This window comes from Leptospira fainei serovar Hurstbridge str. BUT 6, from assembly GCF_000306235.2.
Lineage (GTDB): Bacteria > Spirochaetota > Leptospiria > Leptospirales > Leptospiraceae > Leptospira_B > Leptospira_B fainei.
Genome location: NZ_AKWZ02000010.1, coordinates 21,369 through 44,095, shown reverse-complemented (window position 1 = coordinate 44,095; position 22,727 = coordinate 21,369). Strand labels below are relative to the sequence as shown.

General features: G+C 46.2%; 17 protein-coding genes. 12 read left to right on the top strand and 5 right to left on the bottom strand.

Features of this window, described 5'->3' with window-relative positions:
- Positions 1 to 17 precede the first annotated feature (17 nt).
- Positions 18 to 716: an SDR family oxidoreductase gene (locus LEP1GSC058_RS09240; RefSeq protein ID WP_016549970.1), complete on the bottom strand. Its 699-nt coding sequence runs from the start codon at positions 714 to 716 to the stop codon at positions 18 to 20.
- A 474-nt stretch (positions 717 to 1,190) separates the two neighbouring features.
- Between LEP1GSC058_RS09240 and LEP1GSC058_RS20160 the strand changes: the two genes are divergently transcribed.
- Entirely contained in the window at positions 1,191 to 1,358 is a 168-nt protein-coding gene (locus LEP1GSC058_RS20160; protein ID WP_016549752.1) for a hypothetical protein, read from the top strand.
- Between the two features lie 319 nt (positions 1,359 to 1,677).
- Here LEP1GSC058_RS20160 and glyA read toward each other — a convergent pair whose 3' ends face one another.
- From glyA to LEP1GSC058_RS09225, 3 genes are read right to left on the bottom strand one after another with little or no spacing between them, the layout of a single operon-like run.
- On the bottom strand, positions 1,678 to 2,925 hold the full coding sequence (gene glyA / locus LEP1GSC058_RS09235; RefSeq protein ID WP_039948523.1) for a serine hydroxymethyltransferase: 1,248 nt from the start codon (positions 2,923 to 2,925) through the stop codon (positions 1,678 to 1,680).
- A gap of 35 nt (positions 2,926 to 2,960) precedes the next feature.
- Positions 2,961 to 3,797 (bottom strand): lipoate--protein ligase family protein, encoded by an 837-nt coding sequence (locus LEP1GSC058_RS09230; protein ID WP_016550324.1) that lies wholly within the window; start codon positions 3,795 to 3,797, stop codon positions 2,961 to 2,963.
- 37 nt (positions 3,798 to 3,834) lie between these two features.
- A complete protein-coding gene (locus LEP1GSC058_RS09225; RefSeq protein WP_016549954.1) occupies positions 3,835 to 4,674 on the bottom strand; it encodes a rhomboid family intramembrane serine protease in 840 nt (279 codons plus the stop codon).
- 101 nt (positions 4,675 to 4,775) lie between these two features.
- Here LEP1GSC058_RS09225 and LEP1GSC058_RS09220 point away from each other — a divergent pair, with 101 nt between their 5' ends.
- From LEP1GSC058_RS09220 to LEP1GSC058_RS09190, 6 genes are all read left to right on the top strand, one after another.
- Positions 4,776 to 5,729: an MBL fold metallo-hydrolase gene (locus LEP1GSC058_RS09220; RefSeq protein ID WP_039948522.1), complete on the top strand. Its 954-nt coding sequence runs from the start codon at positions 4,776 to 4,778 to the stop codon at positions 5,727 to 5,729.
- 2 nt (positions 5,730 to 5,731) lie between these two features.
- Positions 5,732 to 8,185, top strand: coding sequence for a penicillin-binding protein 1A (locus LEP1GSC058_RS09215; protein ID WP_039948521.1), 2,454 nt, complete (start codon positions 5,732 to 5,734; stop codon positions 8,183 to 8,185).
- Positions 8,186 to 8,477: 292 nt separating this feature from the next.
- The gene (gene odhB, locus LEP1GSC058_RS09205) at positions 8,478 to 9,725 is read left to right on the top strand and encodes a 2-oxoglutarate dehydrogenase complex dihydrolipoyllysine-residue succinyltransferase (RefSeq protein WP_016551040.1); all 1,248 of its coding nucleotides are present in this window, start codon (positions 8,478 to 8,480) and stop codon (positions 9,723 to 9,725) included.
- A gap of 13 nt (positions 9,726 to 9,738) precedes the next feature.
- The gene (gene lpdA / locus LEP1GSC058_RS09200) at positions 9,739 to 11,142 is read left to right on the top strand and encodes a dihydrolipoyl dehydrogenase (RefSeq protein WP_016550021.1); all 1,404 of its coding nucleotides are present in this window, start codon (positions 9,739 to 9,741) and stop codon (positions 11,140 to 11,142) included.
- 12 nt (positions 11,143 to 11,154) lie between these two features.
- The gene (locus LEP1GSC058_RS09195) at positions 11,155 to 13,938 is read left to right on the top strand and encodes a 2-oxoglutarate dehydrogenase E1 component (protein ID WP_016550030.1); all 2,784 of its coding nucleotides are present in this window, start codon (positions 11,155 to 11,157) and stop codon (positions 13,936 to 13,938) included.
- 128 nt (positions 13,939 to 14,066) lie between these two features.
- Complete coding sequence (locus tag LEP1GSC058_RS09190; protein ID WP_016550813.1) at positions 14,067 to 14,483, top strand: DUF6941 family protein; 417 nt, start codon at positions 14,067 to 14,069, stop codon at positions 14,481 to 14,483.
- Between the two features lie 282 nt (positions 14,484 to 14,765).
- Here LEP1GSC058_RS09190 and LEP1GSC058_RS09185 read toward each other — a convergent pair whose 3' ends face one another.
- Positions 14,766 to 16,319, bottom strand: coding sequence for a Ppx/GppA phosphatase family protein (locus LEP1GSC058_RS09185; protein ID WP_016549578.1), 1,554 nt, complete (start codon positions 16,317 to 16,319; stop codon positions 14,766 to 14,768).
- Positions 16,320 to 16,511: 192 nt separating this feature from the next.
- Between LEP1GSC058_RS09185 and LEP1GSC058_RS09180 the strand changes: the two genes are divergently transcribed.
- From LEP1GSC058_RS09180 to rodA, 5 genes are all read left to right on the top strand, one after another.
- Positions 16,512 to 17,534 (top strand): rod shape-determining protein, encoded by a 1,023-nt coding sequence (locus LEP1GSC058_RS09180; protein WP_010413872.1) that lies wholly within the window; start codon positions 16,512 to 16,514, stop codon positions 17,532 to 17,534.
- A gap of 75 nt (positions 17,535 to 17,609) precedes the next feature.
- Positions 17,610 to 18,734, top strand: a complete 1,125-nt coding sequence (gene mreC, locus LEP1GSC058_RS09175) for a rod shape-determining protein MreC (RefSeq protein WP_016550919.1) — start codon at positions 17,610 to 17,612, stop codon at positions 18,732 to 18,734.
- Positions 18,731 to 19,234: a rod shape-determining protein MreD gene (gene mreD, locus LEP1GSC058_RS09170; protein WP_016550149.1), complete on the top strand. Its 504-nt coding sequence runs from the start codon at positions 18,731 to 18,733 to the stop codon at positions 19,232 to 19,234. The genes mreC and mreD overlap by 4 nt, the downstream gene beginning before the upstream one ends.
- On the top strand, positions 19,235 to 21,181 hold the full coding sequence (mrdA, locus tag LEP1GSC058_RS09165) for a penicillin-binding protein 2 (RefSeq protein WP_016549351.1): 1,947 nt from the start codon (positions 19,235 to 19,237) through the stop codon (positions 21,179 to 21,181).
- Positions 21,168 to 22,688 (top strand): rod shape-determining protein RodA, encoded by a 1,521-nt coding sequence (gene rodA, locus LEP1GSC058_RS09160; RefSeq protein ID WP_039948255.1) that lies wholly within the window; start codon positions 21,168 to 21,170, stop codon positions 22,686 to 22,688. The genes mrdA and rodA overlap by 14 nt, the downstream gene beginning before the upstream one ends.
- Positions 22,689 to 22,727 lie beyond the last annotated feature (39 nt).

Here is a 22,727-nt window from a genome sequence, read left to right as displayed (position 1 = left end):
CTTAAGCCTTCTCCCACTCACCAAGGGATTTCCTTTTTATCGCGAAGGAATTTTCCTCGGGGGCCGTCATCTCCTAAAAGCGCAGCCCAAACAATCGTTTCAGCTCCCTTTTCAACGGATCGGCTCGCACTAGCGCCGCCCATATCGGTTCGAACCCAGCCTGGACAAATCGAATTTGCCTTAATATCGTGATTTCCGGCTTCGGAATCCAAAATTCTAGTCAAAGCATTCAATCCCGCCTTCGAAATTCGATATGCGGCGTAACCCGCTCCCATATCGGACAATTGTCCTAGTCCGGAACTTACGTTAACAATTCGACCGAATTTATTCTTTTTCATAATCGGGAGAATTTCTTTCGATAACATAAACGGTCCGGTGAGATTCGTATTTAAGGTTTTATTAAAATTTTCGAGCGAAGCAGTTTCGATGTTTCCACTGTCCAAGTAAATCCCGGCGTTATTCACTAATATATCGATTTTGGAATGTTTTTTTAATACTTCACGAAGAAACTTCTCTACCGAATTCGAATCGGCAACATCCAACTCCCAAGCTTCGCCAGACCCGCCGTTCTCTTCAATTTCCTTAACCGTTTTTGCCGAATCCGCCATTTTTCGCGAGCAGCAAAGCACATGTATGCCCGATACCGCCAATTCTTTTGATACCTGCTTTCCGATGCCTCTGCTCGCTCCGGTTACGATCGCAATCTGCTTGTTCATGTTATGCCTCGCTCGATGAATAAATTACTGAAACGGCCGAGATAAGAAACAATTATTTAGCGTACGGTTATGCGCTTTAACGTTCCGGATCCGCCGATGAAATTTTGGTCTTTTTTGAACTGTACAAAAGGTAGGCGATTTCAAACGAGATGGGTTCGGACTATCAATAAATTAATGCTAGATGCTTTCCGGTCCGTAAGGGGCCTAACCCTTTTTATCTAGACGGGGCATACCGAATAATTTATTTTATACGATCGTTCTATTGATTCGTTTAATAAAAATTTTTATCGGTAAAAAATTATTTAAACTTTAGTAATGCGGATTTGCTACACTCCGTCATATTATTATAAATTACCGATTCGAGTTCTATAAACGAACTTCCAAAATTCGGGCACTCAAGGTTCTTAACGGGACCGGTGCGAAAAGGAATTTGACCTAACTTAAGAAAAGATTGTTGTTCGGAGGACAATTCGCATGAAGAAGTTAATGTTGGTGTTGAGTGTTTGGGTTCTTTGGTTGTACGCCACGAGAGGCTATTCAACGATAGGAAATTTCAGTTCGTTCGAAGAGTGCCAAGCCGCAACCAAGGCGGATGTCGCAGGCATTCTCAAGTGGAGAACGGAATGTAAGGAAACAAAATAAGATAGGTCGAAAAATTCCTTAAGAGGCGCCGTAAGTTTCGGGACTTGGCGCCACTAACGTTCGACCTTATCAAAAAAACCAAATAGTTCTTAATCAGATCGCCTGAACGAATTCCGATTTGGGCTCCTTCTTTTTCAAAAAATCCTAATTCCAGAATTACCCGGATGTCACGGTCAGTTTATGACATCGACTCGTTTTTCGTTCGAGATGAGATGGAATTCTGTGCGCGAGCGAGACAGGCTAGAGGAAAGGTGCAAGTGCAAAGTCCGACGAGGTTTTGCACTCGGATAGGTTCCGATTCGCAAACAGATTGCGGCGTTCAGTCTAAGCGGAAACGATCCATAGGAAATTGCTGAGTCAATTCCCGTACGCCGCCTTTTACTTTTTCTATCGTCTTATGGTCGTTCGGATTTTCCAAGAAGTCGCTTATCAAATTTCCCACTTTTTCGATATCGGTCGGTTTGAGGCCCCGTGTGGTGAGTGCAGGCGTTCCAAGCCTAATTCCAGAGGCGACCGCCGGAGGATTCTTATCAAAAGGAATCGCGTTCTTATTTACCGTAACACCTATCTCGTCCAATCCATCCGCCGCTTGTGCTCCGGTAAGCCCTTTCACGGACACATCCAAGAGAACCAAATGGTTGTCGGTTCCGCCACTAACGACCCTAAAACCTCGCTTCACAAAAACTTCCGCAAGAACTTTAGCGTTAGCGAGAACGGTCTCGATATAGGTTTTATATTCCGGCGCTAAGGCTTCTCCAAAAGAAACCGCTTTTGCCGCAATCACGTGCATGAGAGGTCCGCCTTGGATTCCTGGAAACACTCTAGAGTTCAGAATTTTTTCATTCTCGCTATTCGAGAGAATCAAGCCCCCTCTCGGGCCTCGCAAAGTTTTATGAGTCGTTGTCGTCACGAAGTCAAAGATCCCGACAGGAGAGGGATGGTAGCCTGTTGCCACTAAACCCGAAATATGTGCGATATCGGCCATCAACTTGGCCCCGACGCTTTTTGCGATTTCTCCGAATTTAGCGAAATCGATCGTACGAGAGTAGGCGGATGCTCCTGCGACGATTAACTTCGGCTTATGTTCTTTTGCTAGCGAGGCGATCGAATCGTAATCTATCGTCTCCGTCTTCGGATCCACTCCGTACGGAATGGGTTTATAATATCGACCGCTGATGTTCACCGGGGACCCGTGAGTCAAATGCCCTCCGTGAGCCAGATTCATTCCCAAGAAAGAATCGCCCGGTTCTAACGTAGCCAGAAATATGGCCATATTCGCTTGCGCCCCGGAGTGGGGCTGAACGTTTGCATATTCGGCACCGAATAACTTTTTTGCTCGATCGATCGCGATAGACTCGACGGCATCAGCGTTTACGCAACCGTTATAGTATCTTTTTCCGGGATAACCTTCAGCGTATTTATTCGTAAGAGTGGACGTATATGCCTCTAGAACCGCTCGGGATACGAAGTTCTCGGACGCGATCATTTCCAGGTTTTCTTCCTGGCGCTTATCTTCCGCCTGGATGGCTTTAAAGATTTCAGGGTCCTGTTGTGGAAGGTATTTCATCGGTTCCTCGGTGATATTTCTTTGCACGCCGTAGTTTACCGTTCGCCGGTGATGAACTCCAACGAGACGTACTTTTCTCGAAATAGCCTATTCGTTTCAAGAATCACGCTTTTACGAAAGGATCGGCTTATTCCAGTACCCATATTTTTCACCCCCAGATAATCCGCAAATAAAAGGGTGAAGTCCCGCTTGAATTTTGCCTCGGAGAAACGTTCGGGAAGAGAGGTGACAAATTCTTTGTGTCTTCTGCCGTTTCGATATTCAGGCTCCTCCGGAGGATGGGGAAGCAAATCGGAAACTAGCTGGATCAACCGAGGATCTAAAATAAGCGTCCCATGTTGGACGATGCAATCTTTCTTTCTGAATTGAGCGTTTCCCGAAATCTTTCTCCATGCAGAATCGCTTTCTTCCAAAGCAAGATCCGATTTCCCCATCGATTTACTTTCTATTCCCTGTAAAGATAATGCCTTCGACGCGATTCCAAGGAGGATCTTATAGGAATTCCCAACGGGAAAGAGTTCCGGCTTTTCTTTGATAGAGACAAACAAACTAAAATTTAGATTCCAACCGGGTTCGTGGACGACCGTACCTCCGCCGCTTGCTCTTCTCGCTAGATACGGCATCCCTTCCTTGTTCGGCTTTTTCGGTAAGGCGCGGGTGGACGCGAATCGAAGGAAAGATTCCGTTATATTTTTTCCGACCGTAATACGCGGATCCTCGGATAGCCCGATTATGATGGAACGAGGACTTTCCCAAAATCGAATTCCGCCAATATAGCCTTCCTCGACGAGTCGCAAAGCTAAAGCTTCTTCCAGTGCGAGATTATAATACGGGGTACGGAGAGATCGTTGGTCTAGAAAGAAGGTTTGCATTTGCAGAATGAGATCGAGAACGGAATGGAAGTATCGATCATTCCTTGGAATCGTAATATTTCGTCGAGGCTTCCTTTAGAAATTTCTTTTCCTTTCTACTCAAGGAATGCATTCCGTCTCTGGAGATTTTCTCCAAAAGGCGATCGACTTCGTCCTTCGCCTTCTCCCGACTGTGCATCTCCTCCTGCCAGCGCTTCATTTTTCTTTTTTGAAACCAGCGAGAAAGAGAGAAGGAAGGTAAGCTAAATCCTAATTTATATTTTAATTTATTATTATAAAAGAAATACAAGGCGCCGAAAAGGGCACCGCCGGCATGAGCCGTAACTGCGACGCCGCTGGAAGAGGAAGTGAACCCGATTAAAAGTAGGAGAATCAAAACGAAATATTTGGCTTTAATCGGAAAGATAGCGAAGTAATACAATTCTCTGTTGGGCCAGATCAGAGCGAAAGCGATAAGAAGTCCGTATAAACCTCCTGAAGCTCCGACAATCGTTCCTTGGGGGAATCCCAAAAGATGGGCAAATAGAGGAACGATTCCGCCTCCGATGCAGGAAACCAAATAGAATTTTAGAAAATTCTTACTTCCCCAGTATGCCTCTAATGTCGAACCGAACATCCAGAGCGAGAGCATATTAAATAGAATATGAAAAATGGAGTTTGGATCATGGAGAAAGGCGTAGGTCAGGACCTGCCAGATGAAAAATTTGTGCAGTACGAAATCCGGGACCAACCCGAACATTCCCAGAAAAAGACCTAGAATTTGCGGAGAAGCTAATTTCAGTATAAATTCTAAAACGAAAACTCCCAGGTTCAAAAAAAGAAGCCTGCGAACTACTGGAGTAACTTCAATGCCGAATCCACCGGAGTAGTATGCCATACCCCTCCTAGTTTTCTCAAATCCGTTCGGCAGACAACCTAAATCCCGATTTTTGTTTCCTTTGACAGTCCGTGGCCGGTTTGGTACCTGTTCCTATTAGAGTGGAAATTCAGCTGTACGGCGTCCGTGGATCGATCCCTTCCCCCTTGCGGACCCCCGAATATAGGGAGAAGATTTTAACGATTCTCAAGATGGCGGAAGCTTCCGAAGGCAAAGCGTTTTCATCCCCCGAAACTTGGATGGAAACTTTACCCGATTACCTGACTTCCGTTACAGGCGGGAATACGACTTGCATTAAGGTCCGCTCTTCCTCGGGTGATTCCGTTTTGATAGATATGGGAACCGGAGTAAGGGTGCTCGGGGATGAACTCATTCAAGGCGAGTTCGGAAAGGGAACCGGAGAATTGTCCATTTTTTTCACCCATACTCATTGGGACCATATTCAGGGAATCCCTTTCTTTAAACCTTTTTACATTCCTGGAAACAGATTCACTCTTTATTCCCCGAATAAAGATTTAGAAGATCGGCTTTATTACCAGCAGGAGCCTAGATTTTTTCCCGTATCGTTCGAGCGATTTGCCGGTCAATGTAGTTTCCATCATCTTAAAATCGACGAAGCCATTGAAATCGGAGGAATGAAGATCGAATGGCTTCCACTCAAACACCCCGGTGGATCCGTTGCTTACAAGTTTACTGAAAATGGAAAAAGCTTCGTTTTTGCGACGGACGCGGAATATACCGGAGAAGATTTGCCGCTGGTAGCGCAGCAAAAACCATTTTTCTTCGGAGCCGATTTGCTGCTCCTGGACTCGCAATACACTCTGGATGATTCATTTCAAAAATTCGATTGGGGACATACTTCCTATACGATGGCGGTTAATTGTGCGTCGAATTGGGAAGTTAAAACTCTTGCCTTGACTCACCATGAACCAGCGTATTCCGACGAAATTTTAGCCATCATCTTGGATGACGCCAAAACCCATGCTGAAAATCTTGGTACTAAGGACCTATCCATTATCCTAGCTCGGGAAGGAATGAAATTCGAACTCGTATGACTATTTTTAGCGACGGAATCCATCGGACGACCAAAATCCTGCTCGGGATCGCTTTAGCAGGCGGATTGTTTTTCGGCTATATACTTTCGGAAGTGGACGAGGGGGGTGAGCTTGCAATGCTCGCTTCTTATCAACCGACGACTCCAACCCGTCTTTATGATAATAACGGAATCGTATTCGCAGAACTGTATCGTCATAAACAGCAGCTACTCAAATACCAAGATATTCCTCCTCATGTCGTGCAGGCTTTCTTATCCGTAGAAGATAACAACTTCTTTAATCACTTCGGCATCGACTTCATGGCGATTAGCCGTGCCGCTATTGTGAACGTACTTTCAGGAAGAATCAAGCAAGGCGGCTCCACCTTAACCCAGCAGCTCGCAAAGACGGTTCTGCAGAACAGAAAGCGATCGTTTATCCGTAAGTTCGTGGAAGCCCTCTTTACTCTACAGATCGAGCAGGAATATTCCAAGGAAGAAATCCTAGAAATTTATTTTAACTTAATCTATTTAGGGCATGGAACTACCGGTTTGGCGTCGGCAGCAGACGTTTATTTCCATAAGGACGTAACGGATTTAGACGTAGCCGAAGCGGCCCTGCTGGCGCGATTACCCAAGGCCCCTGTCGACTATTCTCCTTACAAGAATCCTGCCGCGGCTAAACGCGCCCATTTGGAAGTTCTGAAATTAATGGCGGGCCAAGGATTTATTCCTACCGATAAGGTTCAGTTCATTCACGACGAATTTTGGGAAAAATACTGGCCTGTCGTAATCACACAATCTCCATCCCAGTCGACTTGGGGAACCAAATTGAATCGAGCTCCGCATTTTACGGAATTCGTAAGACAGAAATTATTAAAGGTATTGGGGGAAGATCGGCTTTATAACGGCGGTCTAAAAATTTATACGACGCTGGATGTCCGAAAACAAGAAATCGCCCAGGAAGAACTTCGTAGGGCGTTAAAAAAACACGATGACCTCGTTTCCGGGGTAACGGTGAATTACGCCGGCGGGGCCGATCGGGGGCTTGTCGGACTGTACGGACTTTTAGGTTCCGTTTTTCCGGTAGGAGTTCCCTTCGTAAGTAAATTGGACGACAAGGCGAACTTCCGAGTGGCGCTGGAAAAGGAGCTGATTGACGCCGCAGATTTGCTGACTCTCCTTACACCCGAAGCCGATAACGAATCCGCTTCCTTTACGGAATTCCAAAAGCGATCCGCAATATTCGGAAAGAATCTCCACGTCGAAGGCGCTGCGATTACGATCGATCATACGAACGGCTATATACAAACTATGGTCGGCGGGTACGAATTCACGCCCAAGAATCAATTTAACCGCGCAGTGCAGGCTCGACGACAAACGGGCTCTTCGTTTAAACCTTTCGTTTATGGCGCTGCGATTGCCGAGAGGGTAGTGGGTTCCGGAACCGGAATCATGGACGCTCCTCTAACGACTTTGACGGAAGAGGGAGAAGGCTGGTCTCCTCAGGATTTTGACGGAGATTTCCAAGGGATGGTCCCACTCTCAAGGGCTCTATCGCTCTCACTTAACATCGTGTCCGTGCAGGTTCTCCTGAGAACAGGCGCCGATGCAGTCATAGATTTTGCATCTCGTTTAACAAAAGCTGATAAGAGTCGTTTTCCTTCCAGTCCCGCGCTTGCGCTCGGAATCGCGGAATTGACTCCTTACGAGATGGCAATCGGGTATTCGATTATCGCAAACAAAGGCAGGAACGTAATTCCCTTCGCAGTCCGGTACGTGATCGATCAATCCGGAAACGTAATTTACAACGAAGAAGAGAAAGTTCGACAAGAGTTGGAGAGGGAACGGGAAGACGGATCCATTCAAGTAATTAGCGAAGGGACTTCCTATATTCTGCGCAGAATGTTGATGATGGTCGCAATGGCAGGAACGGCCACCGACGGACTAAGAAATCCGGAAAAAGGAAATTATAAAGGTTTTGCCGCAGGTAAAACGGGATCGACTTCTTCGTTTACCAACGCCTGGTATTGCGGATTCGATCCGAAGCTTACTACAGTGATTTGGATGGGCTTTGATAAAAGCTCGATTTCGTTAGGAAGAGGACAAGCCGCATCGGTTCTGGCCGTTCCTATCTGGGGTAGAATGTACAATCGATTCTATGGCGGGCAAGGGTATCCTCTTTTTGGAAACGAACACGGGGAAGATCCTCCTCCGGACGAAGTTCAGGGTGGGGGAACCTGCGCTTATAACGGACTGACTCCGAAACCGGGAGTTTGTCCGATGACGCAAAATTTAAGCTTGAAACCGATTACTGTCGCCGGCGTAACGAAGTCCGTACAAGGAAATCGACAATGCGATGGGGATCGCGATCATCATAGATCGATAGATTTCCGCGAATTCTTACAACAAGAATATCAGATCAGCGACGAAGAGATCGGAAAAACCGAGAGGAAATTTAAACCTAAAACGGACTAAAGGGACTCAAGCGATCGATTTTCACTAGTTTAAGCTCGATCGAGATTGAGTTCGCTTATTCTTTGCCATAGTTCGATTTTCCTACGATTGGAATTTTTTTCCAATCGAGGCCCCGAGTTGATGGAAATCGTCTTTGCCAGTCGATATTTTACCGTCGAATTGAATAGGAAGAAGGTTATTTTCATCAAAACACAGTTTTGCCAAGAACCGCTTTACAGAATTTTTCGGCTTACGGAAAGTGAAATGGAGGCGGTCTCAGAATGGGACGGATAACTGCCTCCGCAGGATCAAGATGTCGATAGAGATCAAGGTTCCCGAAATGGGCGAATCCATTACGGAAGCTACCATAGCAAATTGGGTTAAAAAAGAAGGCGAACGAGTAGAACAGGATGAAGTCCTCGTAGAACTGGAAACCGATAAGGTGACCATGGAAGTCCCGGCCCCGTCGGCGGGAGTCCTCCAGAAGATAAATAAAAAGCCCGGGGAAACGGTTAAAATCAAAGAAGTCATCGGACTCATCGACCCAACCGCCTCTGCCTCAAGCTCTCCTTCCCCCTCCTCCTCTTCTCCAGAAACAGCCAAAACAACTTCAGCACCGATAACAAGTAATACCGGAACCGTTAACGAAACGCTTCCACCGGCCGTCAGAAAGTTGATCGATGATAACGGTTTGAACCCGGCTTCGATTCGCGGTACGGGAAAAAACGGGCAAATTACGAAAGAGGATGTGTTGACTGCAGTCGCTAGTAAGGCGACTAACGCGACAGTGACTGCTCCGGTTCAATCTTCTCCTGCAAAAGAGATTCCTAAAGCGATTCCGGCTGCAAGTAGAGGGAATTTACCTCGCGAGAACGTTGTTCCTATGACCAAGCTTCGCCAGACGATCGCAAATCGTTTGGTTTCCGCACAACATAATGCGGCGCATCTTACCACGTTTAACGAAGTGGACATGAGTGCGGTGATGGATCTTAGAAATAAATATAAGGATAAGTTCAAGGATACTCATAATATCGGATTAGGTTTTATGAGTTTCTTCACGAAGGCCGTCATAGGCGCCTTGAAAATTATTCCGGCTATCAACGCTGAAATACGAGGAACCGACACCGTTTATAAGAATTATTACGATATCGGAGTCGCCGTCGGAGGACCAAAAGGCCTCGTTGTTCCGATCGTTAGAGATGCGGATCTGCTGAGTTTTGCACAGATCGAATCCGAAATCGCCCGCCTTGCCAATAAGGTAAAAGACGGGAAAATCGAACTTTCCGAAATGGAAGGGGGAACATTTACGATTTCGAACGGAGGAATCTACGGATCGATGATGTCGACTCCGATCTTGAACCCGCCCCAAAGCGGAATTTTAGGGCTTCATAATATTGTAAAACGGGCCGTCGTGGTTAACGACCAGATTGTGATTCGCCCGATGATGTATTTGGCTCTTTCTTACGATCACAGGATTGTGGACGGCAAAGAAGCGGTGACTTTCCTGGTTAAAGTAAAAGAAGCGATCGAGGATCCCACTCGACTCCTTCTGGAAGTATAGGGAATCGATAGAAATGGCGGAAGAATTCGACGTACTAGTTATCGGTTCGGGACCCGGCGGTTATGTAAACGCGATCCGGGCGGCGCAACTGGGCTTAAAAACCGGAATCATCGAGAAAAGAAAAACCCTAGGAGGAACCTGCCTAAACGTGGGATGTATTCCTTCTAAAGCATTATTGGACTCTTCGGAAGAATACCATAAGGTTCTCCATAAAACCCAGGATCATGGAATCGGAGTCGGTAAGGTTACACTCGATCTTAATAAGTTGATGGAACGTAAAAATGGGATCGTTAAGGAAGTCACCGACGGCGTGGACTACTTGATGAAAAAGAATAAGATCATTCGTTACGAAGGCTTCGGTAAATTATTGGGTGGAGGAAAAGTAGAAGTTTCTCTTGCCGACGGAAAACAGGAAATCCTATCCGCAAAGCATATCGTATTGGCGACAGGATCCGTTCCCATCGACATTCCAAGTCTTCCTGTGGACGGAAAAACCATCATTACTTCGGATCACGCGATCAATCTGCGAGTAATCCCGAAAAAGCTGGTTATCATAGGCGCCGGAGTTATCGGACTCGAATTAGGATCCGTTTGGCAACGTTTAGGTTCGGAAGTTACCGTAGTCGAATTGCTACCAGGTTTATTAACCAATGTGGATAAATCCTTCGGGAACCTACTTCAGAGAAGTTTGGAAGGTCAGGGATTTAACTTCTTATTCGAGCATAAAGTCTTAGGCGCCGCCTCAAGTAAAAGCGGCGTGAAAGTTAAAATTGCTGCACCTGACGGAAAAGAATCCGAGCTGGACGCGGATGTTGTTTTAGTTGCGATCGGACGCCGGCCGTATATCGAGGGGATCGGATTAGAGGACGCCGGGGTCCAATTGACCGAAAGGAAACGCATTAAAGTGGATTCCCATTTCCGGACGAACATTCCCGGTATCTATGCAATTGGCGATGTGATCGACGGTCCGATGTTGGCGCATAAGGCCGAGGAAGAAGGAGTCGCCCTGGCGGAATTAATCGCCGGTCAATCCGGCCACGTGAATTATTTTGCCGTTCCCTCCATAATGTATACTTGGCCGGAATTGGCTTGGGTCGGAAAGGGAGAAGAGGAACTCAAGGCTGCAGGTGTCGAATACAAAACCGGAAAGTCTTTATTTAAGCCGAATGCAAGAGCAAAAGCGATGAACGAGGCGGAAGGCCAAGTCAAGATATTGGCGGATAAAAAAACGGATAAGATTTTGGGAGCTTTTGTCTTCGGGCCTAGAGCCTCGGACATGATCGCCGAATTAGCGGTCGCAGTGGAATTCGGCGCTTCAGCCGAAGATATTGCAAGATCGTTTCATGCACATCCTACCTTATCTGAAGTTGTAAAAGAGGCGGCCATGGCCGTCGATAAGTGGGCGATTCACGCATAGGGAGTTTTCATTATGAAAATCGAACAATTAATGGCATTATACGGAGAGAACGGAGTTCTCCTGGAAGAACTTTACGAAAAGTTTAAGAAAGATCCGCAGTCTTTGGACAAGGAATGGGCGCTTTTTTTCCAAGAAGTTGAGACCAACGGAGTATATTCGGGTAACGGAACGAATGGAGCTACGAACGGTAATGGAAACGGAAAAGGAGCCGTGGCGACTTCGTTTACGGACGCCCAGGCGGGTACTTTTCGTGAAATGGGTATCATTAACCTTCTTAACGCCTATAGAAGGCAGGGGCACCTCGCAGCCGATTTAGATCCATTAGGAATTTCTAAACCGAACCGCAAGTTCATAGACGCTAAACTGGGGAACTTAACCCAGGCGGACTTGGATACGGTCGTCGACACCAATAATGCAAGTCTTGGAAGGGCAAAGCTTAGAGACGTCATCGACTGGTTCGAAAAGACCTATTGTAGTACCATCGGGTATGAACAATATTATCTTGTAAACGACGAAGAGCGAGAATGGTTGCAAAAACAAGTCGAATCCGTCGATTTCCATGCTCCCCTATCTAAAAGTATCCGTCTCCGCCTCTTTGAAAAACTTTTCCAAGCCGATCACTTCGAAACCTTTCTCGCTAAAAAATACGTAGGTAAAAAGCGCTTCTCCTTAGAGGGAGGAGAAAGCATGATTCCTATGCTAGATACGATCGTTGAGGAGGCCGGTCATTTTAAAATGGACGGGCTCGTTATCGGTATGGCTCATAGAGGTCGTTTAAACGTACTTGTTAATGTAATTGAAAAACCGGCTTCCTTGGTTTTTGCCGAATTCGAAGAGAAGGCGGAAAAAGGCGCGGTTAGCTACGCCGACGTAAAATACCACTTAGGTTATTCCAACAGTAAAATGACCACTGCAGGTAAGGAAGTAAAGCTATCTTTAGCTTTTAACCCGAGCCATTTGGAAGCAGTAAATCCGGTCGTAACCGGATCGGTTCGCGCCCGTCAGGAGCAGTACGACGATACTGATCGTTCTAAGTATATGCCGGTGACTATCCACGGAGACGCTGCTTTTGCGGGGCAAGGCGTGGTGGCAGAGACCATTAACTTAATGAATTTGGAAGGTTATACCACCGGTGGAACGTTTCATATCGTAATCAATAACCAGATCGGCTTTACTACACTGCCGAACGAATCGAGATCGACGTTATACGCTACCGACTTGGCAAAAGGGTATCAGATCCCGATCGTTCACGTCAACGGTGATGATCCGGAAGCGGTTTACCGAGTCACTAAACTCGGGATGGAATACCGCCAGAAGTTTAAAAAGGATTTTATCATCGATTTAATATGCTATCGCCGGCTTGGACATAATGAAACCGACGAACCTGCATTCACCCAGCCGAAAATGTATGCGGTGATCAAAAGCCATCTTCCAACCGCCCAACTGTATGAAAAGAAATTACTGGCGGATGGGGATATAACTAAAGACGAAGTCGATTTCATTAAGAACGGCTCTCAGCAAGGTTTGGAAGATTCCTTCCAAAGAGCTAAAGAGCAGGACATCAAGATGAAGGTCGATACGATGCGCGGAGTTTGGGCCCGTTACTCCAAGGATCCTTTGGATAGTGGAACCGCTACTTCCGTTCTTGCGGAGCAGATGAATCGAATCGTTCATGCGATTACGACCGTTCCTGAAGGATTTACTCCCAATCCGAAATTAGTTAAACTACTTCAAAGTAGAACGGAAATGGCTGAAGGAAAAAATCCCCTGGATTGGGGAATGGCAGAGGCGCTTTCTTTCGGTTCGATTCTGGAAAACGGTTTTAGAATCAGGCTTTCAGGTCAGGACAGCCAGAGAGGTACTTTCTCGCATCGCCATGCGGTTCTAGTCGATATCAATTCCGGCGAAAAATACGTGGGGTTGAATCACATTTCCGACAAGCAGGCTAAGGCCGAGATCGTGAATTCATCGCTTTCAGAATTTTCCGTTCTGGGATTTGAATACGGCTACTCGCTGTCGGATCCGAATGCATTGGTTATTTGGGAAGCACAGTTCGGGGACTTTGCCAATAATACTCAGGTGATCTTCGATCAATTCCTTTCAAGCTCCGAAGTAAAATGGCAAAGGTTATCCGGTTTAACCATATTGCTACCGCACGGATACGAAGGGCAGGGGCCTGAACACAGCTCCGGCCGTATTGAGAGATTCCTACAACTTTCTGCCGACAATAATATGCAGATCGCGAATTGTACGAATGCGGCGCAATACTTCCATTTGCTCAGACGGCAGATGCTGAGAAATTTCCGTAAACCTTTGATCATCTTTACGCCGAAATCGCTCTTGCGTTTTCCGGGAGCCTTATCTCCTATCGAAGATCTGCTAAAAGGAGCTTTCAAAGAAGTTCTGCCTGACTCTGGCGATTTAAAGCCGGATAAAGTCGAAAAAGTCGTGTTCAGTTTCGGAAAAGTTTATTACGATTTATTAAAATATCGCGAAGAAAATAAAGTTCAAAATACGGCATTAATTCGCGTGGAACAAATGTACCCGTTTCCGAATAAGGAAATCGAGGCGATTTTAAGAACTTATAAGAACGCGAAAACGTTCGTATGGTGCCAGGAAGAACCTAAGAATCAAGGTGCATGGTTTTTCATAAGGGATCGTTTGGAAGAACTCCTTCCTTCGTCCTCTCGATTGAAATATGCAGGCCGAAAAGAATCTCCAAGTCCTGCAGCCGGTCACATGAAAGTCCATCTTCAAGAACAGGATCAACTTGTTCAGGATGCGTTTCTTTACTAAAAACAAGTTAGGCCTCCGAATCTTTCGGAGGCCTTCGGTTTTTTAATAGAATTTTATCTTTAAAACTTCGTCTGCGAATATTATGTTTCGCTCATTTGATAAGCGGGCGCTAGGTAACCGTTAATACTATGAATGCAAATGCAAGCGAACCTGTACTTCTGGCTCTTCTCTTTGCGGATCGAGTGATAACCGAAGATAACGGCAAACGGGGAATTATCGGAACATTTACCAAATTCTTTGCGCAGCAATTCCCGGTCGTTTTCCCGCCTTGGGGAATTTATATATGCGTCACGAATCTAACTCCGGGCGACCATGAATTTACTCTCGAACTTGAATTTGCGGATACGAGCGAGAAAATAATGGGCGTAGGAGGTACCATTCGAGTTAATAACGGCGCGGAGCCTGTCGAAATCGGGATCCCGATTCCGCATGCGGTTTTCCCAAGAGAAGGTCGGTATATTTTACTTTTACGTATCGGCGGAGATATCGTCGGGAGTCGACCTCTTTGGGTCGATCAGGTTCCCGCCCAACCGCCATCCGTTTGATGTTCTTCCGAGAGCTGGATTTTTAATTATTCGCATCGCTATGTCTCTCTCCGTCTTTCATGGAATTTTCATCGTAGTTTAAATTTTTTTGTAAATGTAGATGCGATGGAAAAATCGAACGCGCGCTCCAACTTCTGTCCGACGTTTCGATGCTTGCTCCCGATCATCCAAAGGCGGTTCGACTTTCGAAATTTCTAATATAAAAAACGGGCGAACGTTCCGAAACCTAGCGGATCGGAGAGTTTTTTGGTAGAAGCCAAGTGACGGTTTGGAATCGGATTCTCATTGAAATAAAGGAACAAGTCCATACGCCGACTCGAATGCTTCGGCTTGTTCTTCGCAGGCCCAAAGCTCCAAACTTTTGTCATATCCTGCTTTTGCATTTAAGGTAAAGATTACCTGATTTTTTCGCGATTGGCACTTGATCGATTTGATCAAGCCTTGCCGATTTCGATTGCAAGCGCTCGCAATTCTCAGGATACCTGAAAGTTTTAAGACGACCTCTTGCTCTCGATATCCCAAGCGTTGGAATTCCCTATGTTTCACTTTCGGGCCGCTTTTCCTGTGATATCTTGCGGTCAAGGCGATGATTTCAATTTCTCCCCAGGTAAATCCTAGCATAGCTTCGGAGTTTCGGATCAAATAATAGCTATGTTTATGATATGCCGAATGCGAGATAAACAATCCGACTTCGTGCAACAGAGCAGCGGCCTCCAGCAATTCTCGTTCCTCGTTTCCAAGATTATGAACGGATTTTAACTGATCGAATAAATCCAGCGCGAGTTTGGCGACATGTCTGGCGTATACCTCGTCCCTAGTAAAGGAAACCAAGAGATTATGAACGGATTTTTGCCGAATATCGTCCAAATGCCGGGAATGTTCATCGTCCTGGAAATGCTCCCATTTCCGAATCGTGTCGTAAATGATTCCTTCCCGAAGCGCTAACTCCGAGACGATCAAATTCGGAAGATCCAATTGTTGAAATAGCTCTTCCAAAATCAGGATCCCACCCACGATAATATCCGAACGTTTAGAATCGAGTCCCGGCAACTTTGCCCTTTTTTTAGAAGAATCAGCCTCTAATACCAGATTCTTGGCTTTTCGGAATTCTCCGGAGGAAAATCTAAAATGATTTAGAGGGCGTTCTTCCTGTTCCCCGTCAAAGGAGCGAATGATTCCTGCGACCGCCTGAACGGTCCCTGAAGAACCGATGATCACTTCCGGATGGAGGTCCCTCAGCACTTTACGAAACGGAAGAATCATCTCCTCGATATACAATTTACACTTCCTTATTTCGGAAGAGGAGAGGGGATCCGATTTCAGGAATTTCTCGGTAAGCCGGATCGCGCCTAATTTAAAGCTCTTTGAAAAAAGGATGTCTCCCCGGTAACCGACTAGTATCTCCGTACTTCCGCCGCCGATGTCGATCATCAGTATCTTTTTGTCGAAAACCGGCAGTCCTTGCAAAACTCCGAAGTAAATTAAGCGTGCTTCCTCATATCCGCTAATCACATCGATTCGGATTCCTGCCTCTTTCCAGGCGGCTTCCTGAAAGGCGGTCCGATTGGAGGCTTCCCTCAATGCGGAAGTGGCTACGGCACGGATTTCGGCTTTGGAGTTTTCGGCAATGATCTTGAAGCGTTTTAAACATTCGATGGCACGCCGAAATGCAGGCGGGTCGATTTCGCCGCCTTCTTCCAAACCGCTTCCTAAACGGACATTTTCTTTTTCTCTGGTCAGGGCTTCGAAGGTGCCGTTTTCACGGACCCGGACCACGATCATATGAAAGGAGTTTGTGCCAAGATCGATGGCAGCGAGGGTGTTTGCCCGGACCATAATTTCCGCTAAGTTTCACTAGGCCCGTAGTGTTTCCAATTTGTTTTTCGTTTTTTTTGTTTTGGAATTGCCCGTACGACTTGCGCGAGAAATATTGAATTGGATCAACGACGGAAAAATCCTGATGATTTTTCCAATCTTCGCAGATAATAACAAAGAGAAAGCCCCCGAAAGTGGCAGAAAGGGAAAGTAATGATATTCGATAAGCTCTACGGACTATTTTCCAATGATATGGGAATCGACCTCGGAACCGCGAACACGCTGGTTCACGTGAAAGGCCAGGGGATCGTACTCTCCGAGCCTTCCGTAGTAGCGGTGCACGCTGCCACCGGAAAGGTTTTGGCGGTAGGACAGGAAGCCAAAAGAATGCTGGGTAGAACACCCGGCGAAATCGTCGCAATACGGCCGATGAAGGACGGAGTGATCGCCGACTTCGAAACCGTGGAAAAAATGATTCGTTACTTCATCGCGAAGGTTCATAATCGGACCACATTCGTGAAGCCAAGAATCGTGATCGGAGTTCCTTCGGGAATTACTGAGGTGGAGCGACGTGCCGTCCGGGAATCCGCAGAACAAGCAGGTGCTCGCGAAATCTTCCTGATAGAAGAAGCCTTAGCGGCTGCGATCGGTGCAAACATTCCGATTAATGAACCGGCCGGAAATATGATCGTTGATATCGGAGGAGGAACGACCGAAATCGCGGTGATTTCTCTCGGCGGAATGGTAATCGCGGAATCGATCCGAACTGGCGGGGACGAATTTGACGAAGCAATCATCAAATATTTGCGCAACCAATACAACCTCGTAGTAGGGGAAAGGACTGCGGAAGATATCAAGCTTACCATCGGTAATGCCTATCCTGAAAAGAAAACGGAGACCATGGAGGTGAAAGGTAGGGATGCGATTTCCGGCCTTCCAAGGACTTTAGAGTTGGAATCAAACGAAATTCGTAAGGCTCTCAAAGAACCCACCGACGAAATTCTAGATGGAATCAAGAGAGTTCTGGAACGGACTCCTCCCGAACTCGCTTCCGATATCGTAGAGCGAGGAATCGTTCTGACTGGAGGCGGATGCCTTTTAAGAGGACTTGAAACTTATCTTTCAAAGGAAACCGGGGTGCCCGTTTTTCGAGCAGAGAATCCTCTAACTTGCGTTGTTTTAGGTACCGGAAAATATCTAGACGAGTTGAAATATATAAAACCAGGAATCCGTTAAGGGTTCCTTCGGGGGACATCGCGCCCGAGTCGCCGGTCCGAGCGATCTAAGGCCGGGCGGGTTGCTAAACGTTACATGCTTTGGATCCAGGTCAGTAAGAGTAAGGAAACCGTCTCCCTCCTCTTTTGTATTCTATTCTCCTTATTATCTCTCACATTCAAAAGTAATGTGTTAGTGCGAGGAATTGCCAGCTTTCAGAGGGTGGGGGACACGGTTTCGGGTTCAATCGACGGAATCGGTTCCTTCTTTAAGGGAGCTTATACAAAACTTGAGTCATTCGAAACGGTCAGGCAGGAACGAGACGCTTGCGTCGCCGCTATGGATGAATATAAACTTCTTCCGCAAGACCTGGATCGCTTAGGCAGGGAGAACGAAACGCTCCGCCGAGAATTGCATTTTAATACGAGGCAGAAATTTACCAGCGTCAAAGCGGAAGTTCTGTCCGTTCGTTTGAATTCGATTTATAGAACGATCATCATCGACAAAGGTTCCGAGGCGGGGATTAAACCTTATATGCCTGTCACGGCGCGTTCGGTGGATCAGAAGGGAGAAATAATCGAGGCGCTTGTCGGTAAGGTGATTGCTGTCACCGGAGGATCGGCAGTCGTTCAACCCTTAATCAATTCCAATTTTAATATGGGCGTTTCCATTCCTGACAGCAATTTATGGGCAAGTCTTTCCGGGAACTCAGGACGCGGAACGGAAGCCTTGATGAACTATATCGATAGCGGCATCGTTATCGATCCGAGAGTATTCGGAGATTATCCGATGGGGCCGACCGAAATGATCCAATATACGGAATCGTTAAGTAAAATCGGAAAGGCAGTGTATTCCTCCGGATCTTCGGGAGTATTTCCTCCGGGGATTCCTGTCGGGATCATTACGGAAGAAGGTCCTAGAAACGGAAGTTTCAAAACCGCATTTTTGAAACCTTTCGTTCGATTCGATATGCTGGAGTCGGTTACTATCGTAATGAAACTTCCGGAAAAATGGGCCGAGACTTGGCCTGAAGGTCAGAATATTAATATTGAAAATCCTTATTTCGGGGAGTTAAATTATCCTAAAGAAGACCGGGAACCAAAGAATCCGGTTCCTCCAGTACAAGGCGGAACAATTCCTCCTCAACCTCAGAATAGGAAACCTGTAAAACCTAAGGTGGAGGGAGGCTCAGGCTTCTCCGAAGAGGAGCAGAACGAATGATCCTCGAATATATAGTCATCGCCGCGGGAATTTTCATATCTCATTTCCTAAACGGGACAAATGCATTGGAAATGTGGGGAAATAAGCCGGACTTTATGGTCTTGTTTGTTCTTTTCTTCGCGCTTCGCAAGGGTGCAATGGCTGGGATTTGGATCGGTTTTTTTGGCGGATTACTCTCCGATTCCGGTTTGGGCGGGGAGATCGTCGGGAATGTAATGACTTACAAGATCGGATTGCACTCCTTAACATTCTGCGTGATGGGATATTTGATCGGTAAATTCGCAAGATCGGCATACCATGAGAATTATCTTTCTATAACCCTTTATTCTTTGGTCATTACGTTAATTACTAGAGTGGCCACTTATTTCCTATTTTCGCTTTTCTTTCACGAGAATTTAAGCTATTCTATTTTCAGTACGTCGATTTACAACGCGATCATAGCTCCGTTGTTCTTTTATTTACTCGGTAAATTATACAGATTGGAACAAGTGGAGGCTTAAGTGCTCGGAGGATCTCCCACATCCACAGAGTTTAAACTAGAGAGGAGCTTTCGAGTTCGGCTTTACGTATTTTCGGGCTTTGTGGTATTTACGTTAGCCTCCTTTGTGATCCAGCTTTTTAATCTGCAAATTGTTCAAGGGACGAATAACTCCTTAAAAGCGGAAAAATTCGTTCGAAAGAGTGAGACGATTCCGGCAGCACGCGGAGAAATGTTCGATCGGAACTTTCTTACTCCCGAGACTTCCATGGCATTGGTCTCCAATTATTCCAGTTTGGATGCCGTCTTAAATACATCGCTCTTAAAATACGATCCGTCAAAAGTTCGGAATTTCTTACATGAATTCGCAAGAACGCTTTCGATTCCGATGTCATACTACGAAGAGGATCTGATCGAACCGAGATTTTCCAAGAATATCAAATCTAAAAAACCCTTCGTCTTGCTTGAGGCGATTAGCAAGGCGCAACAGGAAAGGATTTCGGTATTCGATACGATTTCGAAATACGTAATTTTGGTCCCGTCGCCTCGACGCATCTATAAAATGGGTCCCGCTCTCGCGCATGTCACGGGATATATCGGAAAACCGTCCAAGACAGATCTCTTAACGCGGGAGATTAAATCCTATCAATGGCTCGGTAAGAGCGGACTGGAATTGGAATACGACGAGCGATTGCGTGGAACCGACGGTTTTCGAATCCAGAAGCGCAGTTCCGAAGGCAATATCGAAGAGGAGAGAGTCGTGGAACATTCGACTCCAGGGAATAACCTGATCCTTACGATCGATAAAGATATACAGATCGCCGCCTATAAAGCGTTGAAGGGAACGAGAGGTACGGCAATCGCGATGCGTCCCGCTACCGGGGAAGTATTGGCGATGGCTTCGAATCCTAGCTTCGATCCTAACGTCCTATCCGGTAAAAATCGATCCGAACGAACGGCGCATTATAGACGCGTAGATTCGAACGGCGGATTTTTAAATTTAGCGATACAATCGAAATTTCCTCCCGCTTCCACATACAAAACGTTAGTTGCCTTAGCCGCATTGGAAAGCGGTCATAAAGTGGATTATACCCCCGAGACAACATACAGTTGTAACGGAAGTTTCGTATTAAAATCCACCTTTGCGGGAGTTCCCGATCAGATTTTCTTATGCTGGGAAAAAGGCGGTCACGGAACGAACGATTTGGCTCACGCTCTACAGAAGTCCTGCTCGGTTTACTTTTACAATCTAGGCTATAAATTGGGGTCCGATCCGATCTTAACCTATTCTCGTCTATTCGGATTAGATGCAAAATCCAATATCGATCTTCCGGACGAAAAGCAGGGCTTCGTTCCCTCTTCGGCATGGAAGAAACGGACATATGGAACGAAATGGTTCGACGGGGATACGATCAATCTTTCCATAGGACAAGGCTTTATGTCCGTAACTCCGTTAGGAATGGCGCTTTTTTACGCAGGCTTGCTAAATAGAGGACAAATCTATCAGCCCTATACGGTGAGCGAAATTCGCGATCCCGTCGATAATTCGATTATCAATCGTACTGAACCGCAAATATTAAGAGACATTCCGATACAACCTTCTACCGTCGAAGCGATTAAGACGGGGTTACGTTTGGTAGTCAAAAGCGGAACGGCGTCTTACGTTCTTAACAAACCGGGATTGCCTGATATTGCCGGAAAAACCGGAACAGCACAAACTCGAAGAAGAGGCGCGTCGGGATCGAATCATGCTTGGTTTGTAGGGTATGCACCGGCCAGCGCCCCCGTAAGCGAACAGATTTTAATCGCAGTCTTCGTCGAATACGGTATCGGTGGAGCCGCTGGCGCGGCTCCGGTAGCAAGAGAAATGTTTAGAGCCGCTTTTCCACCCGGCAGTTTTAAACGAGTTGTGGAAGCTCCTGAACCAGGCGCCCCCGTTCTTCCGGAGAAATCCAATGATGTCAGATAGATCCATCGATCGCATCGACTACTTTCTCGTGATCTCGGTAGTTATAGTCGTTTTATGCAGCGTTCTTACTTTGTATTCTCAGGAATTCAATTTCGACGACCAAGGATCGGGGCTTTTCGCTCATAAATGGGCGAGACAGTTTCTTTACTTTCTCATCGGGTTGGTTGCTATGTGGTTCATCTCCCGCGTGAACTATCAGTTGATCGGTTCGTATGCGCTCTTCATTTACTTATTTGTAATATTTCTTCTAGTGTTAACATTAATTCCTGGAATAGGTTACTTACCTTCCGGCCGCGGAGCCCGTTCCTGGTTGAAAATCGGACCTGTCGGAATTCAGGCTTCGGAATTCGCAAAATTATCCACGGTAATTCTTCTTGGACAATATCTCGTACTTCGAGAAAAGGAAATGAAGAAAATCACGGTTTTGATTATTCCTTTCGTCATCGTACTCGTTCCGATGGCGCTGATTCTTTTACAACCCGATTTCGGAACGGCAGTTTCCTTTCTTCCGATTCTATTTACGATGTTGTTCTTGGGAGGCGCCGATTATCTCCATATTAGCTCATTCTTGACTTTGGGCGGCATTTCCCTATTAATTCCGATGTATGTGGAGTATTCGCGTTTAACTTTGTTAAACGACATTCTGGCCTTCTTGCAGAGGACCGGAAAAACGGATTTATTATCCATCGTGAATCGACTTGGGGGAAAGGTTTGGCAGGTCCTTGACGAAAAAGAGGTTACCGGAGCAAACCTATCACCTAAGACATTGAGCTCGCTGCGAGAAGCTGTCGATCAGGTCATCGATTTGGAAGCGAGTTTTGTTTTTAAACTTTTATCCAACCAGGGATTATTGATCGGAGTAGGCGGAACTTTAATCGTACTGAGTGTGATCATGATTTTGCTCCGTATCGCGCGGGGTGCAAAAACTTTAAGAACGTATTATATACCACTGGGAATCGTCGGGATCAGCATCCTTTCCGCGGTCGTCGTTATGAAGACGGTTCCCTTTCGTGAGAATCAGGTAATTCGTTTAACGGCGTTCCTTAATCCCGATGAATTTAAACAAGGAGCGGGTTATCAATTGCGCGCATCCAAACCGGCGGTCGGCTCGGGAAAACTAGTCGGAAAAGGGTTCCTGAACGCCGAAATGACCGAAGGAAAAATTCCTCATGTCCCCGAATCGAGTACGGATTTTATCTTTGCTTCTTGGGCGGAGCAGACAGGATTTATCGGTTCCGTCTTTTTGCTTTTCTTCTTATTCTCCATTCCTCTACGAGGTTTGCAGATCAGTTATGAAAGTAAGGACCGTTTCGGATCTTTACTGGCTTCCGGCATTGTTGCCTTGCTTTTTTATCATATGGCGATCAATATCGGGATTGTCTTGGGGTTGATGCCCGTAACCGGAATTCCTTTGTCATTCATGAGTTACGGAGGTTCACACCTAATTATGTCGATGATCGCTGCCGGAATTATTCTTTCGATTAAGATGCGAAAACACGCAAACTGATTCGGTTATTAGAAAATCCCGTCTAAACATATTTTCCCA

Excerpts from the sequence above, each read along its gene's own strand:
- LEP1GSC058_RS09240 (WP_016549970.1), bottom strand. The coding sequence starts at position 716 with ATGAACAAGCAGATTGCGATCGTAACCGGAGCGAGCAGAGGCATCGGA.
- LEP1GSC058_RS20160 (WP_016549752.1), top strand. The coding sequence starts at position 1,191 with ATGAAGAAGTTAATGTTGGTGTTGAGTGTTTGGGTTCTTTGGTTGTAC.
- glyA (WP_039948523.1), bottom strand. The coding sequence starts at position 2,925 with ATGAAATACCTTCCACAACAGGACCCTGAAATCTTTAAAGCCATCCAG.
- LEP1GSC058_RS09230 (WP_016550324.1), bottom strand. The coding sequence starts at position 3,797 with ATGCAAACCTTCTTTCTAGACCAACGATCTCTCCGTACCCCGTATTAT.
- LEP1GSC058_RS09225 (WP_016549954.1), bottom strand. The coding sequence starts at position 4,674 with ATGGCATACTACTCCGGTGGATTCGGCATTGAAGTTACTCCAGTAGTT.
- odhB (WP_016551040.1), top strand. The coding sequence starts at position 8,478 with ATGTCGATAGAGATCAAGGTTCCCGAAATGGGCGAATCCATTACGGAA.
- lpdA (WP_016550021.1), top strand. The coding sequence starts at position 9,739 with ATGGCGGAAGAATTCGACGTACTAGTTATCGGTTCGGGACCCGGCGGT.
- LEP1GSC058_RS09195 (WP_016550030.1), top strand. The coding sequence starts at position 11,155 with ATGAAAATCGAACAATTAATGGCATTATACGGAGAGAACGGAGTTCTC.
- LEP1GSC058_RS09190 (WP_016550813.1), top strand. The coding sequence starts at position 14,067 with ATGAATGCAAATGCAAGCGAACCTGTACTTCTGGCTCTTCTCTTTGCG.
- LEP1GSC058_RS09185 (WP_016549578.1), bottom strand. The coding sequence starts at position 16,319 with ATGGTCCGGGCAAACACCCTCGCTGCCATCGATCTTGGCACAAACTCC.
- LEP1GSC058_RS09180 (WP_010413872.1), top strand. The coding sequence starts at position 16,512 with ATGATATTCGATAAGCTCTACGGACTATTTTCCAATGATATGGGAATC.
- mreC (WP_016550919.1), top strand. The coding sequence starts at position 17,610 with ATGCTTTGGATCCAGGTCAGTAAGAGTAAGGAAACCGTCTCCCTCCTC.
- mreD (WP_016550149.1), top strand. The coding sequence starts at position 18,731 with ATGATCCTCGAATATATAGTCATCGCCGCGGGAATTTTCATATCTCAT.
- rodA (WP_039948255.1), top strand. The coding sequence starts at position 21,168 with ATGATGTCAGATAGATCCATCGATCGCATCGACTACTTTCTCGTGATC.